Source organism: Janibacter sp. GXQ6167 (assembly GCF_041365945.1).
Lineage (GTDB): Bacteria > Actinomycetota > Actinomycetes > Actinomycetales > Dermatophilaceae > JBGFSK01.
The window spans coordinates 433,653-447,339 of the sequence record NZ_JBGFSK010000002.1; the positions used below are offsets into that span (position 1 = coordinate 433,653).

General features: G+C 70.1%; 17 protein-coding genes. 6 read left to right on the forward strand and 11 right to left on the reverse strand.

Translation table 11 applies throughout. The annotated features are described in order from the left end of the window. Positions 1 to 5 precede the first annotated feature (5 nt). From AB8K43_RS04900 to AB8K43_RS04915, 4 genes are read left to right on the forward strand one after another with little or no spacing between them, the layout of a single operon-like run. On the forward strand, positions 6 to 512 hold the full coding sequence (locus tag AB8K43_RS04900) for a hypothetical protein (RefSeq protein ID WP_370892051.1): 507 nt from the start codon (positions 6 to 8) through the stop codon (positions 510 to 512). A 60-nt stretch (positions 513 to 572) separates the two neighbouring features. Then, a complete protein-coding gene (locus AB8K43_RS04905; protein ID WP_370892053.1) occupies positions 573 to 1,556 on the forward strand; it encodes a glucosyl-3-phosphoglycerate synthase in 984 nt (327 codons plus the stop codon). Between the two features lie 21 nt (positions 1,557 to 1,577). Further along, positions 1,578 to 2,438, forward strand: a complete 861-nt coding sequence (gene folP / locus AB8K43_RS04910; protein ID WP_370892055.1) for a dihydropteroate synthase — start codon at positions 1,578 to 1,580, stop codon at positions 2,436 to 2,438. After that, a complete protein-coding gene (locus AB8K43_RS04915) occupies positions 2,435 to 3,112 on the forward strand; it encodes a hypothetical protein (protein WP_370892056.1) in 678 nt (225 codons plus the stop codon). The genes folP and AB8K43_RS04915 overlap by 4 nt, the downstream gene beginning before the upstream one ends. Here the strand turns inward: AB8K43_RS04915 and AB8K43_RS04920 are convergent. From AB8K43_RS04920 to AB8K43_RS04930, 3 genes are all read right to left on the reverse strand, one after another. Beyond that, on the reverse strand, positions 3,096 to 3,473 hold the full coding sequence (locus tag AB8K43_RS04920; protein ID WP_370892058.1) for a GntR family transcriptional regulator: 378 nt from the start codon (positions 3,471 to 3,473) through the stop codon (positions 3,096 to 3,098). The two genes, AB8K43_RS04915 and AB8K43_RS04920, sit on opposite strands and share 17 nt — an antisense overlap. Continuing rightward, a complete protein-coding gene (locus AB8K43_RS04925; protein WP_370892060.1) occupies positions 3,470 to 4,405 on the reverse strand; it encodes a hypothetical protein in 936 nt (311 codons plus the stop codon). The genes AB8K43_RS04920 and AB8K43_RS04925 overlap by 4 nt, the downstream gene beginning before the upstream one ends. A 93-nt stretch (positions 4,406 to 4,498) precedes the next feature. Next, the gene (locus AB8K43_RS04930; RefSeq protein WP_370892062.1) at positions 4,499 to 5,263 is read right to left on the reverse strand and encodes an SDR family NAD(P)-dependent oxidoreductase; all 765 of its coding nucleotides are present in this window, start codon (positions 5,261 to 5,263) and stop codon (positions 4,499 to 4,501) included. 69 nt (positions 5,264 to 5,332) lie between these two features. Between AB8K43_RS04930 and AB8K43_RS04935 the strand changes: the two genes are divergently transcribed. Beyond that, positions 5,333 to 6,316 carry an alpha/beta fold hydrolase gene (locus tag AB8K43_RS04935; RefSeq protein WP_370892064.1) on the forward strand — a complete coding sequence of 328 codons (984 nt, stop codon included), beginning with the start codon at positions 5,333 to 5,335 and terminating at the stop codon, positions 6,314 to 6,316. A 261-nt stretch (positions 6,317 to 6,577) separates the two neighbouring features. Here the strand turns inward: AB8K43_RS04935 and AB8K43_RS04940 are convergent, their stop codons facing one another. Next, positions 6,578 to 7,738, reverse strand: a complete 1,161-nt coding sequence (locus AB8K43_RS04940; RefSeq protein WP_370892066.1) for an acyl-CoA dehydrogenase family protein — start codon at positions 7,736 to 7,738, stop codon at positions 6,578 to 6,580. Positions 7,739 to 7,767: 29 nt separating this feature from the next. Between AB8K43_RS04940 and AB8K43_RS04945 the strand changes: the two genes are divergently transcribed. After that, on the forward strand, positions 7,768 to 8,889 hold the full coding sequence (locus tag AB8K43_RS04945) for an LCP family protein (protein ID WP_370892068.1): 1,122 nt from the start codon (positions 7,768 to 7,770) through the stop codon (positions 8,887 to 8,889). Here AB8K43_RS04945 and AB8K43_RS04950 read toward each other — a convergent pair whose 3' ends face one another. The 7 genes from AB8K43_RS04950 to AB8K43_RS04980 all read right to left on the reverse strand — a co-directional run. After that, positions 8,890 to 10,005, reverse strand: a complete 1,116-nt coding sequence (locus AB8K43_RS04950) for a sulfate/molybdate ABC transporter ATP-binding protein (RefSeq protein ID WP_370892070.1) — start codon at positions 10,003 to 10,005, stop codon at positions 8,890 to 8,892. Then, positions 10,002 to 10,814 (reverse strand): ABC transporter permease, encoded by an 813-nt coding sequence (locus tag AB8K43_RS04955; protein WP_370892072.1) that lies wholly within the window; start codon positions 10,812 to 10,814, stop codon positions 10,002 to 10,004. Before AB8K43_RS04955 ends, AB8K43_RS04950 begins: the two co-directional genes overlap by 4 nt. Before the next feature lie 16 nt (positions 10,815 to 10,830). Beyond that, complete coding sequence (modA, locus tag AB8K43_RS04960) at positions 10,831 to 11,604, reverse strand: molybdate ABC transporter substrate-binding protein (protein ID WP_370892073.1); 774 nt, start codon at positions 11,602 to 11,604, stop codon at positions 10,831 to 10,833. After that, positions 11,601 to 12,005 (reverse strand): molybdopterin-binding protein, encoded by a 405-nt coding sequence (locus AB8K43_RS04965; protein ID WP_370892075.1) that lies wholly within the window; start codon positions 12,003 to 12,005, stop codon positions 11,601 to 11,603. Before AB8K43_RS04965 ends, modA begins: the two co-directional genes overlap by 4 nt. A 42-nt stretch (positions 12,006 to 12,047) precedes the next feature. Continuing rightward, the gene (locus tag AB8K43_RS04970; protein WP_370892077.1) at positions 12,048 to 12,863 is read right to left on the reverse strand and encodes an SGNH/GDSL hydrolase family protein; all 816 of its coding nucleotides are present in this window, start codon (positions 12,861 to 12,863) and stop codon (positions 12,048 to 12,050) included. Then, the gene (locus tag AB8K43_RS04975) at positions 12,860 to 13,537 is read right to left on the reverse strand and encodes a uracil-DNA glycosylase (RefSeq protein ID WP_370892079.1); all 678 of its coding nucleotides are present in this window, start codon (positions 13,535 to 13,537) and stop codon (positions 12,860 to 12,862) included. The genes AB8K43_RS04970 and AB8K43_RS04975 overlap by 4 nt, the downstream gene beginning before the upstream one ends. A 69-nt stretch (positions 13,538 to 13,606) precedes the next feature. Then, the coding region (locus AB8K43_RS04980; protein ID WP_370892097.1) for an integrase core domain-containing protein at positions 13,607 to 13,687 on the reverse strand (81 nt) is incomplete at its 5' end.

The following is a 13,687-nucleotide window of genomic DNA, read 5'->3' on the forward strand; positions in this document are numbered from 1 at the left end:
TCGTCATGAGCATTCTTGACTCGATGCGGATCGAATCAGCGATCCAGCGCCTAGACTTTTGGATGGAGTACTACGGCGTCCCTCGGGCCCGGCGGCGAGTCGAGCGCAAGGAATTGCGCGCCGTCTTAAGGTCATCGGCCGCCGAGTTGGGCTCGTCGAATGCGGTCGAACAGATCGACCACCCGAGGATGCTGGCTCGCGCCATGGCCGAAGGTCGGGGCCGTCGCCCTCGCTGGGTCGCCGGGACGTACGCGGCCCTGGCCGTCCTCGTCATCGTCAGTTGGTCGCTGATGCTCTCGACCTTCGCCTTCGCCGACGGGGTCTTCGCCTCGGAGGTGAGGGACCGCGAGGTGGCGGGCAGTGTCTTCCCCTGGATTGGATCGCGGTTCACCGCCGAGGTCACCGATACCGCGTTCAGCGTCTCCGTGGCGGGCGTGGCCTGGGCCATCCTCCTGCCGGTCGTCGTCGGGCTGATCGTCGCGCGTCCATGGCGGCTGCTCTCTTCGTCCTGACCCCGCCAACCCCGTAGCGTTGATCTCGGGTTCGGTCCGGGCGATGGCGAAGGGGGGGACATGTTGCACCGCGCGCGAGAGTGGTTCGCCACGTCGAGCTACTGCCACCAGCAGTGGAGCGCTTCGCAGGTGGCTTCCCGCTTGGCCGAAGGGGGAGAGCGCGTCGCGGTCGTGATCCCGGCCCGCAACGAGGAGCGGACGGTCGCCGATGTAGTGACAGCCGTGCGGACCGCGCTCGTCGAGCAGGTGGCGGTGGTCGATGAACTCATCGTCATCGACTCAGACTCGACCGATGCGACGGCCGAAGTCGCGGCGGCAGCCGGGGCCCGGGTCTACCGGTCCCGAGACATCGCTCCGGGCGAAGGGAGCTACCCAGGCAAGGGCGAGGCCTTGTGGAAGTCGCTCTTCGTCACCACGGCGGACCTCATCCTCTTCATCGATGCCGATCTCACGCACTGGGGTCCGCATTTCGTCACCGGACTGCTTGGGCCGCTGCTCGCCGACCCGCGGGTCCACCTCGTGAAGGGGTATTACGACCGGATCCTCACGCGAGAGGGTGAACGTCCGACGCCCGAGGGTGGCCGGGTCACCGAGTTGCTCGCCCGGCCGCTGCTGAACCTGTGGTGGCCGGAGCTCGCGGGTTTGGTGCAGCCGCTCGCGGGGGAGTGGGCCGTGCGGCGCACCTTCTTCGAGCAGGTCAGCGTGCCGACGGGGTACGGGGTCGAGATCGCGGCCGTGCTCGACGCCTACGAACGATATGGGCTCGACGGGATCGCCCAAGTCGACCTTGGAGCCCGCGCGCACCGGCATCAAAAGGACCACGATCTCGCCGTGATGGCCGCGGAGATCCTCGGGGTCGCCTACCAGCGCGGCCGCCAGAGAGAAGGGGGAGCCGGCGAACCCCCTTCGGCCGCAGCGCTCGCGGTGTCCGACACGCTGCAGCAGCCCGTGCGCGATGCGAGCGGAGCGACGATCTGGCGTGAGCGACCGGTGCCCGTCGTGCAGCGTCCGCCCGCGGTCAGCGTGGCCGGTTACGCTCGCTGACGTGCATGTGGGAGTGAGCCGGTGAGGCTGGGGCGGGGCGAGTTCGCCGATGACGCGATGCTGGTGATGGCGATCGTCAATCGGACGCCGGACTCCTTCTACGACAGGGGGGCGACCTTCGCCGACGAGGCCGCGATGGCGCGCGTCGATGCGGTCGTGGAGCAGGGCGCCGACCTGGTGGATATCGGGGGAGTCAAGGCGGCGCCCGGCGGGGACGTCAGTGTCACCGAAGAGATCGACCGGGTGGTGGGTTTCGTTGCGGCAGTGCGTGATCGACACCCCGACCTGGTGATTAGCGTCGACACGTGGCGCCATGAGGTCGCGCGTGAGGTCTGCGCCGTGGGCGCGGACGTCCTCAATGACGCCTGGGGTGGGGTCGATCCGAAGCTGGTCGATGTCGCGGCCGAGTTCGGTGCCGCGATCGTCTGCACGCACACCGGTGGTGCGCAGGTCCGCACGCGCCCCTTCCGCGTCGGGTATGAGCAGGACATCGTCGCGGATGTGCTCGAGGGAGTCCTCGGGTACGCAGAGCGCGCGGTCGCCGCGGGCGTCGCCAGGGAGAGCGTGCTGATCGACCCGGCCCACGATTTCGGGAAGAACACCCACCACACCCTGGAGATCACCCGTCGCCTCGATGAGATGGTCGCGACCGGTTGGCCGGTCCTCGTGTCGATGTCGAACAAGGACTTCGTCGGCGAAACCCTCGATCGTCCACTGAGCGATCGGGTGATCGGCACCCTCGCCACCACCGCCGTCTCCGCCTGGCTCGGCGCGCGCGTGTACCGGGTGCACGAGGTCGCCGAAACCCGCCAGGTGCTCGACTTGGTCTCTACGTTGCGCGGCGAGCGGGCGCCGAGTCTGACCATCCGGGGGCTCGCATGAGCCTGCGCGGCGCGGTGGTCATCCCAGCGGCACCGGCGCTGCTCCCTGGGCTCGGGGGGACCGCCGACCCGCTTCGGGGCGTGCGCGAGATCGCCCGAGGTGCCGTCGAAAGCCTGTGTGCCACAGCGCCGGACGCGTCGGTGGTTGTCGTGAGTGGCCAGGACGATGGACCGACGGAGTGGGCGTGGGAGGCGCCGTCCGGGGCGGCCAGATTCACGACCGGTCGGGTCTCACCTGGCGCCCTGCCGGCGGGCCTGGAGATCGGTCGCATGGTGCTGCCAGAAGGGCGGACCGCTCGCCTGATCGGGATCCATCACGATGCATCGCCGCGGGCGTGCGGCGATCTGGGTCGAGCCCTCGTCGCCGAGGGGCCGGTCGTCCTCGTGGTCGTCGCCGACGGTTCGGCGACCCGCACGGTGAAGGCCCCGGGTCACTTCGACGAGCGCGCCGAGGCCTTCGATGCCGAGATCGCGCGCGCTCTCGCCGCGGTGGATGCTCCCGCGCTCGCGGAGTTGGATCCCGCGCTCGCGTCCGAGTTGTGGTGCCGAGGGCGAGCCGCTCTCCAGGTGCTGGCGGGCGCAGCGGAAGGGAGCGAGTCCCCCCTTCGCGGGCAGGTCCAGCTCGATGAGGCGCCGTACGGGGTGGGGTACTTCGTCGCTACGTGGTCCGCCTAAGGGATTCATCGAGTGCGCGCCGGGCGGTGTCGGCCGAGACGCCGAGGGCGCGGGCCCGGGCCGCGTACTCATCGGCGGCCGCGCGCAGCAGGTGCTCGGTGCCCTCGGGATCGCGCGGCCGCCTCGCGACCGTGGTCCCGGCACCTCGCCGCGTCTGGATGAGGCCGGCGCTTTCAAGTTCGCGGTAAGCGCGCGCCACCGTGCCGGACGCCAGTCCGAGATCGCGGGCCAGCTGACGTACCGGCGCAAGGCGATCGCCGGGCTCCAGCTGGCCGGTCTCGATGAGGAGGGTCAGCTGACGGCGAAGTTGCTCGTAGGGAGGGGTCGGGTCGAGCAGATCGACCGAGATCGTGTCGTTCACCGTCGCACCTGCGGCGACGCCTCGGGCGGGACCCGCAGGGTTGGTCCGATCATCAAGAGGGTGAAGAGGCCAAGCGCCGCCCCGGCGCTCAGCGCGGAGGCGATAGCGGCGCCCGTCGCGAGGGTGCCGAACCACCCGGGGCCGCACTCCATGTGACCGGCGGCCAGAGCCATGAGGGCGAGGACCGGAGACATCGTGGCGAAGGCGGCAAGAGCGAGGGCGTGGAGGACATCACGGCCCGACCATTGGCGCAAGACCAGATCAAGCGAGGTGCTCTCCGTGCCTGGGCTCGGGCGGCGCGAAATCACGGCCAAGGTGATGGCCGAGAGGGCGATGGCAATCAGGGCTGCGACCGCGATGGGGATGGCGTAGTAGGAGCCCGGCCAGGGTCCGTGGGACTGATTGCCGGTGACGGTCCCTGCAGCATCGGTACAGGTTGCGCTGAGGGACCGTCCGGCACGACCCAGATCGTCTGCGGACCCGAGCATGACCCCGCCAACCAGCACCGCCCCGAGGAGTGCGAGGGCGATGAGGGCCAAGGCCAGAGGTCCTCGGGGAAGGAGGTCGCGGACTCGCCGGGCGGTGACCTGCGCCGTCCGCGTGGGGGTCTCTGAGCGTCGAATGGTGAGTTCGCTCAGGCAGATCGCGAGAAGGAAGACGATCGCAGAAGCCGCGGGTGCGACCGCAGCGGCGAGGCCGGGCCCGAAGAGGTTCGCACCCAACCCACCGACCGTGAGGGCGAGCGTGGTGACGACTGCAGCGATCAACCCGAGGAAGCGCCACCCCGTCGCCCGCCGGTGGAGGTGGAGCACCTCAGCGTAGTCATCACGATCAACCGTGACATCGGCGCGAAGGAGGGTGGCGATGCTGCCCGCGATCATGAGTGCGGCGAGCACCGCCACGATCGGGATGGTCACCAGGTTGCTGGTCATGACGCCGCTCCTTGTATCAACTAAGCGCTACAAGACGGACGCTACGCGCATCCTGCCGTTGTAGCAACCCTTTGATACAAACTGCAGGGGCGGTCAGCGGGGCTGCATCCGCAGCGCTCCGTCGAGGCGGATGACCTCACCGTTGAGCATCCCAAGGTCGACGATCTGAGCGACCAGGCGGGCATATTCCTCCGGTTGGCCGAGCCGCGAGGGATGGGGGATCCCCGCTTCGAGCTGAGCGGTGGCCTCGGGAGGCAACTCGGCCAGCATGGGCGTGGCGAAGATCCCGGGGGCGATCGTGACGACTCGGATCTCGCTGTCCGCGAGATCGCGCGCCGCGGTCAGGGTGAGGCCGACGATCCCCGCCTTGCTCGCCGAGTACGCAGCCTGGCCAATCTGGCCGTCATAGGCCGCGATCGACGCGGTCATCACGATCACGCCGCGGTCGCCATCGGTCGGCGCGTTACTCGACATCGCGGCGGCGGCGAGGCGCATGACATTGAAGGAGCCCACGAGGTTGATGTCGATGACGCTGCGGAAGCGCTCGAGCGGTAGGGGGCCCTTGCGGCCGATCACCCGGCCGGGGGTCGCGACCCCCGCGCACTGGACGACGATCCGCAGTTCGCCGAGCTCCACGGCAGCGTCCACCGCGGCCTGTACCTGCTCCTCATCGCGCACATCGGCTGGGGCAAAACGCACCCGCTCGCCGAGCTCACCGGCGAGCGATTCCCCCTTCTCGCCGGGTAGGTCGACGATGACCACGGCAGAGCCGAGCGAGTGGAGGTGGCGAACGACGGCCTCTCCGAGACCGGAGGCGCCGCCGGTGACCAGGGCAACGGTGGATTCGGTGATCTGCATGGGCCCGAGCATAGTGACCGGCACCACACGTCCTCGCCACGGCGCGGGCAGGCGCGATTGACTGGGCGGATGAGTACTCCCGCGTCCACCCCCGAGATCCCGGACGTCACCGCCCCCTTCGGCGGTCGCAGCCAGGTGGCCGACCTCAACGGCCCGGTGCACTACGTCGTCTTCGATGGCCCGAAGGGGGACGAGCCGCCCTTCGTCCTCGTCCACGGGCTAGGCGGCAGCCACGTGAACTGGGTGCTCCTCGGCGAGCGCCTGGCGCGCCGACGGACGGTGTACGCGCTCGACCTCGGCGGGCATGGTTTCACCAGGGCGTTCCACCACTCGCCGTCGGTACGGACTAACGCCGAGTTGGTGCGGCGCTTCATCGAAGAGGTCGTGGGCGAGCCATCGGTGGTGGTCGGGAACTCCATGGGCGGGCTGATCACGACCTTGGTCGCCTCTCGGGCCAACGCCCCGGTCCTCGGCGCGGTCCTCGTCAACCCGGCCCTGCCGGCGCCCCCCTTCCGCCCCGATGCCCAAGCCCGCAGCCTGGGGACGCTCCTTGCCACACCGCTGGTCGAGATCGTCCGGTCCAAGACGGGCAAGCCGATGTCGCGCGATGAGCGGATCAAGGCGGTGCTCGATATCTGCATCCACGACACGAAGCGGTTGCACCAGGGAGCACTGGAGGCGCACGTCATCTCGGGCCGGGCGCAGCGCGGCTTCACCGAACTCCAGGCCGCCTTCCGCGAGGCCGCGCGCACGATGATCGCCGCGCTGGCGCGTCGTCGCGTCGTGCGGCATCGCCTCGCCCAGATCGCCGTCCCGGTCCTGCTGATCCATGGTGACCGCGATCGCCTCGTGCACGTCGCGGCGGCGCGGTGGGCTGCTCAGGTGAACCCGCATTGGCGGTACGTCGAGTTCGCCGATGTGGGTCACGTGCCGATGTTGGAGGTGCCGGACGAGACGGCGGAAGTCATCGAGTCCTGGTACGCCGACGAGGTCGTCGGAGGCGGTGAGGGCACGCGCGCGGCGTTTAGAGTCCGCCCAGGTCGGCGCGCTTAGGCACCCTTCGCACCCCCCCAGCTGGCGGCGGGGTGCGCAGGGTGCGTGATGGCGCACTCTCCGCACCCCCGTGCTGGGGGTGGGGTGCAGATCGCGCGTGGTGGCGCACCCTCGGCACCCCGGTGCTGGGGGTGGGGTGCGGATCGCGCGTGGTGGCGCACCTTCGGCACCCCGGTGCTGGGGGTGGGGTGCGGATCGTGCGTGGTGGCGTACCTTCGGCACCCCGCCCAGCCGGACGAAGCGCCGGGCGCCCGCTCTTTTTTAGAGGCCGGCCAGGACGGCGCGACTGATCACGAGGCGCTGGATCTGGTTGGTGCCCTCGAAGATCTGGGTCACCTTCGCCTCACGGAAGTAGCGCTCGACCGGGAAATCCTCGGTGTACCCGGCGCCGCCGAGGACCTGGATGGCGTCGGTCGTGACCTTCATCGCGGCGTCGGTCGCGATCAGCTTGGCGACGGCGGCCTCCTTCGAGAAGGGGCGTCCGGCGTCCCGAAGGCGGGCGGCGTGCAGGTAGGTCGCTCGCGCGCTCGTCACCGCGGCTTCCATGTCGGCCAGCATGAAGGCGAGCCCCTGATTCGATGCGATGGGCCGGCCGAACTGCTCTCGCTCGGTCGCGTACTTGGCGGCGACGTCGAGGGCGCTTTGCGCAAGTCCCGTCGCGGCCGCCGAGATCCCGAGGCGTCCGGCATCGAGGGCCGAGAGCGCAATCGCCATCCCTTGACCGACCTCACCGACCCGCCGCGAGTCGTCGACGGGCACGTCTTCGTAGATGACCTCGCGCACCGTGTCGCCGTGCAGGCCCATCTTCTTCTCGGGCTGTCCAAAACTCAGGCCCGGGGCATCCGCCGGGACGACGAAGCAACTGAGGCCGCGTCCCCCTTCGTCACTCGTCCGCGCAAACGTCGTATAGAAGTCGGCGTGACCGGCGTGGCTGATCCACGCCTTGCGCCCTCGGATCGACCACCCGTCGTCGGTCTTGCTCGCGCGGGTGGTCATCGCGGCGACATCGGACCCGGCGGCCTGCTCCGAGAGCCCGTAGGCGCCCAGTTGAGCACCCGAGAGCATCTCGGGGAGCATCCGCTCGCGCTGCTCGTCGGTGCCGAAGGTCATCACCGGATAGCAGGTCAGCGAGTGGACCGAGGTGCCGACGGCGATCGCCATCCACGCCGAACCGATCTCCTCGACCACTTGCAGGTAGACCTCGTAGGGCTGTCCGCCGCCGCCGAACTCCTCCGGATAGGGAAGGGAGAGCAGGCCCGCCTGACCAAGCAAGGTGAAGACATCCCGGGGGAAGACCTCTTCGGTCGCGGCCTGCGCCTCGATCTGCGCGGCCTGCGGGGCGATCGACTTCGCGCAGATGTCGCGGGTGAGCTCGATGAGGTCATGGGCTTCTTCGGTCGGCATCAGCCTCGTTGCTGGCATGACCCGACGATAGCGACGACGATGCCGCTATGACTCATCGAACCCGCAGCCTGCTCGTTGCGGTCATTGCTGCCGGCCTGCTTCTTGCGGGATGCGCCGATGGTGGCCAGGCCGGGGCACCCCCTTCGACCACTCAGGACGCCTCGACCGCGCAGTCCTCACCGCCGAATTCCTCCGCAGCGGCCACCATCAAGGGGGCACCGCAGTCCCTCACCGACGCCGTCGCCGAGCGTTACGCGGGCTCCGAGGTGGCAGGGACGGCTCATCTCGGTCGGTGGCGCGGGGATCGCATCGCGGTGGTCGTCGCGGGTGAGGACGTCACCTTGGCGGTCCAGCGCAAGGGCAGCCCGTGGGAGGTGGTCGGCGGTTGGTGGCCCTCACTCGGTGAGGATGGCGCGGTCGATCTCGGGGGGACCCGCCATGTCCTGCTCATCGGCTCCGACGCGCGCCCGGGTGAGCCGGTCGATCGCTCGCGCGCCGACGCGCTCCAGTTGGTGGGCGTCGATGGGCAGGGCGGGTCCGGAGTGATGGGGTTTGCGCGCGACGTGTGGGCACCGATCCCCGGTCACGGCCATGGGAAGCTCAACTCCGCGATGGTCTACGCCGGGCCGAAGGGGCAGGTCGGTGCGCTCCGCTCGCTCACCGGGATCACGCCGAGGGGCTACGTGTTGATCGACTTCGAGGGTTTCGCCGAGGTCATCGACGACATGGGTGGGCTGCGGTTCGTCGCCCCGTTCGCGATGCGCTCGCAGATGCACGGCGGGCAGATGCGCAAGGGCGCGCTGCGGCTCTCCGGGAAGGACGCACTGATCTGGGCGCGCGAGCGCAAGACCCTGCCCGGTGGGGACTTCGACCGCTCCCGCAATCAGGGCCTGCTCCTCGCTGCGGCGGGTGTCCAGGCGCGGCTCGACGGGCCAGCGCACCTGCCGAAGGCTCTCACCGCGATCGACAAGCACGCGAAGAGCAACCTCACGGCGGAGCAGATGCTGACCTTCGCCGCCTGCTTCTACCGCGTCGAACTCAGCAAGTCCGGACGCGTAGTCGCCAAGGGCGGGTTTGGGACCAGCCCGGATGGGCAGTCGATCGTCGTGCTGGACCAGGCATCGAAGACGGCGTTCCAGGACTTCAAGGACGGCCGCCTGGGCTCCTGATCAGCGGCCAGCAGCCGCGGGGTAGGTGTGGATTTGGGTGGCCTTGACGCTGGCCCAAACGCGTGAGCCGGGGTGAAGCGCGAGGTCGGCGATGGCAGCGGTCGTGATTTCGGCGCGAAGGGGGAAGGGTGCGTCGAGCCAGACCTCCGCCCGGCCCCCGGTGGTCCTGATCGAGGTGACCCGTGCCGCCCAGGCGTTGCGCGGCGATCCCTCGGGCCGCGAGCGGTGGAGCGCGACGGCCTGCGGTTCGAAGGTCACCCAGCACGCCCCGGTCAACCCGTGCTCCCGCGTGGTGATCTCAGTCCCGGGGCCCTCGTCGAGGCGCACGTGGTCCGGTCCGGCCGCGTGGGCGCGGGCGAGGTTAAGGCCAGCGAGGCTCGCCGCGAACTCACTGCGTGGCCGGGTCAAGATCTCGCGGGCCAGACCGTGCTCGGCGATCCCGCCGGCGCGCAGGACCGTCGCGGTGTCGGCCGGCCCGTCAGCCAGGGCGAGGACATCGAGTGGATCGTGGGTCACGAGGACCAGGGTGAGGTCCGGGCGTGCGTCTGAGGCGATCTGGGCCAGCAGGGCCCGCAGATCCGGCGCCGCCTCGACGTCGAGCGCGGCCATGGGTTCGTCGAGCAACAGCACCCGCGGCTCGGCCGCAAGCGCGCGGGCGAGCGCCACTCGCTGCGCTTGGCCGCCGGACAGTTCGCTCGGGCGACGCTCGGCGAAGGCGGCGGTGCCGGTGATCTCAAGCCACCGGTCCGCGGCGGCGCGCGCGTCCCCCTTCCTCAGACCGAGGTTGCGCGGGCCGAAGGCAACGTTGTCGCGGACGCTGAGGTGCGGGAAGAGCAGGGGCGCTTGGGTCATCAGGGCGACATCGCGCCGGTGAGCAGGCCGGTCGGAGCCCCCGTCGGTATCGAGCAGGACCTCGTCACCGAGGACGATTCGCCCGGAATCGGGTCTGGCGAGCCCAGCCACGACCGCGAGGAGGGAGGACTTGCCGGCGCCATTGGGGCCAAGGATCGCGTGGCGTCCCGGCGGGAGATGGAGGTCGACGTCCAGCCCGCGCTCTGCCCATACCGCCCGAAGAGCAAGTCCGGTGGCGCCCCCTTCGCCGTGCGTGGTCGTCACGCTCGGTTCCCAAAGACCGTGCCGGTCCGGGCGTAGACCGCCCCGACAATGGCCGCCGCCACGACCACCAGCAAGAGGGCAAGGGCGACCGCCGCGTCGGGGTCTTGCTCGCGCTGAAGGTAGATCTCGAGCGGCAGAGTGCGGGTGACGCCTTGCAGGGAGCCCGCGAAGGTGAGGGTTGCCCCGAACTCGCCGAGGGAGCGGGCGAAGGCGAGGACCGCCCCGGACAGCAGGCCCGGCCACACCAGCGGCAGCGTGACGCGGACCAGACGGCGGGTCGGTCCCGCGCCGAGGGTCGCCGCGACCCCGTCATAGCCGGTGCCGAGGGCACGCAGGGAGCCTTCGAGTGAGAGGACGAGGAAGGGGAGCGAGACGAAGGTCTGCGCGAGCACGACGGCGGTGGTCGAATACGCGATCTGGATCCCGAGGACCTGGAGGTGTTCGCCGATCAGCCCGCGCCGGCCGAAGGTGAGCAGCAGGGCGAGGCCACCGACCACCGGGGGCAGCACGAGCGGGACGAGGACGAGCGTGCGGACCGCGCCCTGCCCGGGCCAGCGAGTCCTGGCGAGGACTAGCGCGAGCGGTATGCCGAGGATGAGGCAGAGCGCCGTCGCGGCCGCGGCCGTGCGCAGGCTGAGCCAGAGCGCATCACGCGAGGCGCTGGAGGTGAGAAGGGGGCCGAGCTGCGCCGGATCGACCCGGGCCGCGAGACCGATCAGCGGCACGAGGACAAGGAGTCCGGCGAGGGCCGCGGGCAGGAGCAACCACGACGGGAGCGACGCCGGTCGCGCACCCGCGTGCCGCGTCACGGGGCGAACCGGCGTTTCACGGGGCCTTAAACCCCGCGTCGCGAAGGACCTCCTGGCCGTCGCCCTTCGCCACGTAATCCCGGAACTTCTCGGCGAGCTCCGCCTCATGCGTGTCCTGGATGACCGCGATGGGGTAGACGTTGACCGCCTTCGTCGCCTCGGGGAAGCTCACCGACGTAACGGCGTCTCCGGCTCCCTTCGCGTCGGTGACATAGACGAGCCCAGCGTCGGCCTCGCCCTCACGCACCTTGGCAAGGACGTCGGTCACCTTCGACTCTTCGCTACGGGGCGTGAGGGTGACCTGGGCGAGGTCGGTGACCTTCTTCGTCGCGGACCCGCAGGGGACCTGGGGCGCACAGACCACGACGTCGAGGTCGGATCGCGCGAGGTCGGCGAGGCTACCGATCTCCTTCGGGTTCCCCGGCGCGGTGACGATCGTCAGGGTGTTGGTCGCGAACCGCGTGGGGTGCCCGAGGATGTATTGGGCGGCCTTGGTCATATTCGCCTCGTCGGCGGAGGCGAAGACATCGACCGGGGCGCCGGCTTCGATCTGCGCGGCGAGATCAGAGGAGCCGGCAAAGGTGAATTGGACCGTGGTGCCCGGGTTCGCGGCCTCGAAGTCCTTGCCGATCTCGGTAAAGGGCTTGGTGAGCGAGGCGGCCGCCGCGACCCGGATCGTCGTGCCGCCGGGGGAGGCCCCCGCGTCCTTGGGCCCGGACTCGGAACTGCTGCACGCCGCGAGGGCGAGGGTCGTCGCGGTGATGAGGGCCGCGGCCCGAAGGGGGGTCATGCGCGCTCCGTCGCTGTGCCGATCACGACATTGGTCGATTTGATCGACGCGACGGCGACCGAACCGGGCTCGAGCCCGAGGTCGTCGGCCGCCTCTCGAGACATCAGTGACACGATGCGGAAGGGGCCCGCCTGCATGCTGACCTGGGCCATCACGGTGTCGCGGATGACCTCGGTGACGATGCCGCGCATCCGGTTGCGCGCCGACTCGGAGTGCACCACCCCGACAGGGGCTGGCCGGGCGATGTCCTGGGCGACCTGGGCGAGGGCCGCGCCGTCGACGACCATCACGCCGGAGCCGTCTTCGCTTGCGTCGAGTCGGCCAGCATCGATCCAGCGGCGGACGGTGTCGTCGCTGACCGCGAGGAGTGAGGCGGCCTCGGAAACCCGCAAATGCGTCATAGTAGGCACACTATCAACGCATCTGCGGTCTCCTCGCGCGGTTTAGGCGGTCGGCAGATCCTGCGGGCCGAAGGGGGTGAGCGTCGGCCTCTTCGCCTCGATCGAGTCACCAGAGGACCGACCGGTGAGGCGCCGATGCACCCACGGGCCGAGGTGCGTGCGGGCCCAGACGCCATGCTCGCGCAACTGGTCCACGCGTCGGGCAGCATCTTGCGGCGGGAGTCGGGGGGTCCAATCGTCCCGGTCGGTCTCGTGGCCGAGGGCATCAAGAGCGGCGAGCGCGACCCGGCGGTGCCCCTCTGGGGAGAGGTGGATCCGATCCTCGGACCACATCCGCCAATCGCGCAGGGCGCGCATCGACCACAGGTCGATCACGGCGCACCCGTGCCGCTGGGCGATCCCGAAGATATTCGCCGAGTGGATCGCCTGGCGCGTCCGAAGGGGGCTCAGCAGCCCCGCCTCAGATGGGTCGACGGGGGTCGCCAGGAGCACGTCGGCGCCGGTCGCCCGAGCGGTGACGACGGCCTCTTCGAGCCGATCGGCGATGGCGTCGAGGTCGACCCGCGGTCGGAGGATGTCGTTGCCGCCGCCGACCATCGAGATGAGGTCGGGCTTCATCGCGAGCGCGAGCTCAAGCTGGCGTCCGATGACGTCATCGAGTTTGCGGCCGCGGATGGCGAGGTTCGCGTACTGGAGGCTCTCCCCCTTCTCGCTCGCCGCCTGCGACAGGTGGGCAGCGAGCCGGTCGGCCCAGCCGAGGTAAGCATTCTCGTGGGTCGGGTCGGCGTCGGACATCCCCTCGGTGAAGGAGTCGCCGATCGCGACGTAGCGGGTCCAGGTGCGAGGGGTATCGATCACGGGAGACTCCAGTCGATTGGTTCGGATCCCTGCTCGACGAGCAGGGCATTGGCGCGGCTAAACGGGCGCGATCCGAAAAAGCCGGACCGCGCGGAGAGCGGTGAAGGGTGGGCGCTTTCGACCCGCGGGACCGGGCCGAGGCGCGGCGCGAGGTTGCGGGCATTGCGGCCCCAGAGGATCGCGACGAGCGGGCCGCCGCGGCGAGCAAGGGCGTCGATCGCGCAGTCGGTGACCTCCTCCCAGCCGCGGCCTTGGTGGCTGTTCGGGCGGCCGGGGCTCACCGTGAGGCAGCGGTTGAGGAGTAGGACGCCGCGCTCGGTCCACGGGGTGAGGTCGCCGGTGGTGGGTCGGGCGACGCCAAGGTCCTCGACGAGTTCGGCATAGATATTGGCGAGGCTCCGCGGAAGGGGGGTGACGTCCGGAGCGACCGCGAAAGACAGGCCAATGGGGTGGCCGGGCGTGGGGTACGGGTCTTGGCCGACGATGAGCACCCGCACCGAGTCGAGCGGTTGGGTGAAGGCGCGCAAGACGTGCTCGCCCGAGGGGAGATAGCCGCGACCGGCGCTGACCTCGGCGCGCAGGAAGTCGCCGAGCCCCGCGATGACGGGCGCGACGGGTTCGAGGGCTCGGGCCCAGCTGGGGTCGATGATCTCCTCAAGGGGGCGCGCGCTCACGTCACGACAACGTACCCCCTTCGCGACGTTGCTTAAGCGCGGCCTAGGTGTACCCGGCCACCACGTTGGTTACAGGCGGCTGATGGGTGGATGGCCTGCGAGTGAGCTGTGGCGTCGTTCAGTGTTGTAGTGCTCGAGCCATGGCGCAAG

Coding starts and splice junctions, on each gene's coding strand:
- AB8K43_RS04940 (WP_370892066.1), bottom strand. CDS start 7,738: ATGCCAGCAACGAGGCTGATGCCGACCGAAGAAGCCCATGACCTCATC.
- AB8K43_RS04915 (WP_370892056.1), top strand. CDS start 2,435: ATGAGCCTGCGCGGCGCGGTGGTCATCCCAGCGGCACCGGCGCTGCTC.
- modA (WP_370892073.1), bottom strand. CDS start 11,604: ATGACCCCCCTTCGGGCCGCGGCCCTCATCACCGCGACGACCCTCGCC.
- AB8K43_RS04925 (WP_370892060.1), bottom strand. CDS start 4,405: ATGACCAGCAACCTGGTGACCATCCCGATCGTGGCGGTGCTCGCCGCA.
- AB8K43_RS04900 (WP_370892051.1), top strand. CDS start 6: ATGAGCATTCTTGACTCGATGCGGATCGAATCAGCGATCCAGCGCCTA.
- AB8K43_RS04965 (WP_370892075.1), bottom strand. CDS start 12,005: ATGACGCATTTGCGGGTTTCCGAGGCCGCCTCACTCCTCGCGGTCAGC.
- AB8K43_RS04930 (WP_370892062.1), bottom strand. CDS start 5,263: ATGCAGATCACCGAATCCACCGTTGCCCTGGTCACCGGCGGCGCCTCC.
- AB8K43_RS04935 (WP_370892064.1), top strand. CDS start 5,333: ATGAGTACTCCCGCGTCCACCCCCGAGATCCCGGACGTCACCGCCCCC.
- AB8K43_RS04945 (WP_370892068.1), top strand. CDS start 7,768: ATGACTCATCGAACCCGCAGCCTGCTCGTTGCGGTCATTGCTGCCGGC.
- AB8K43_RS04905 (WP_370892053.1), top strand. CDS start 573: ATGTTGCACCGCGCGCGAGAGTGGTTCGCCACGTCGAGCTACTGCCAC.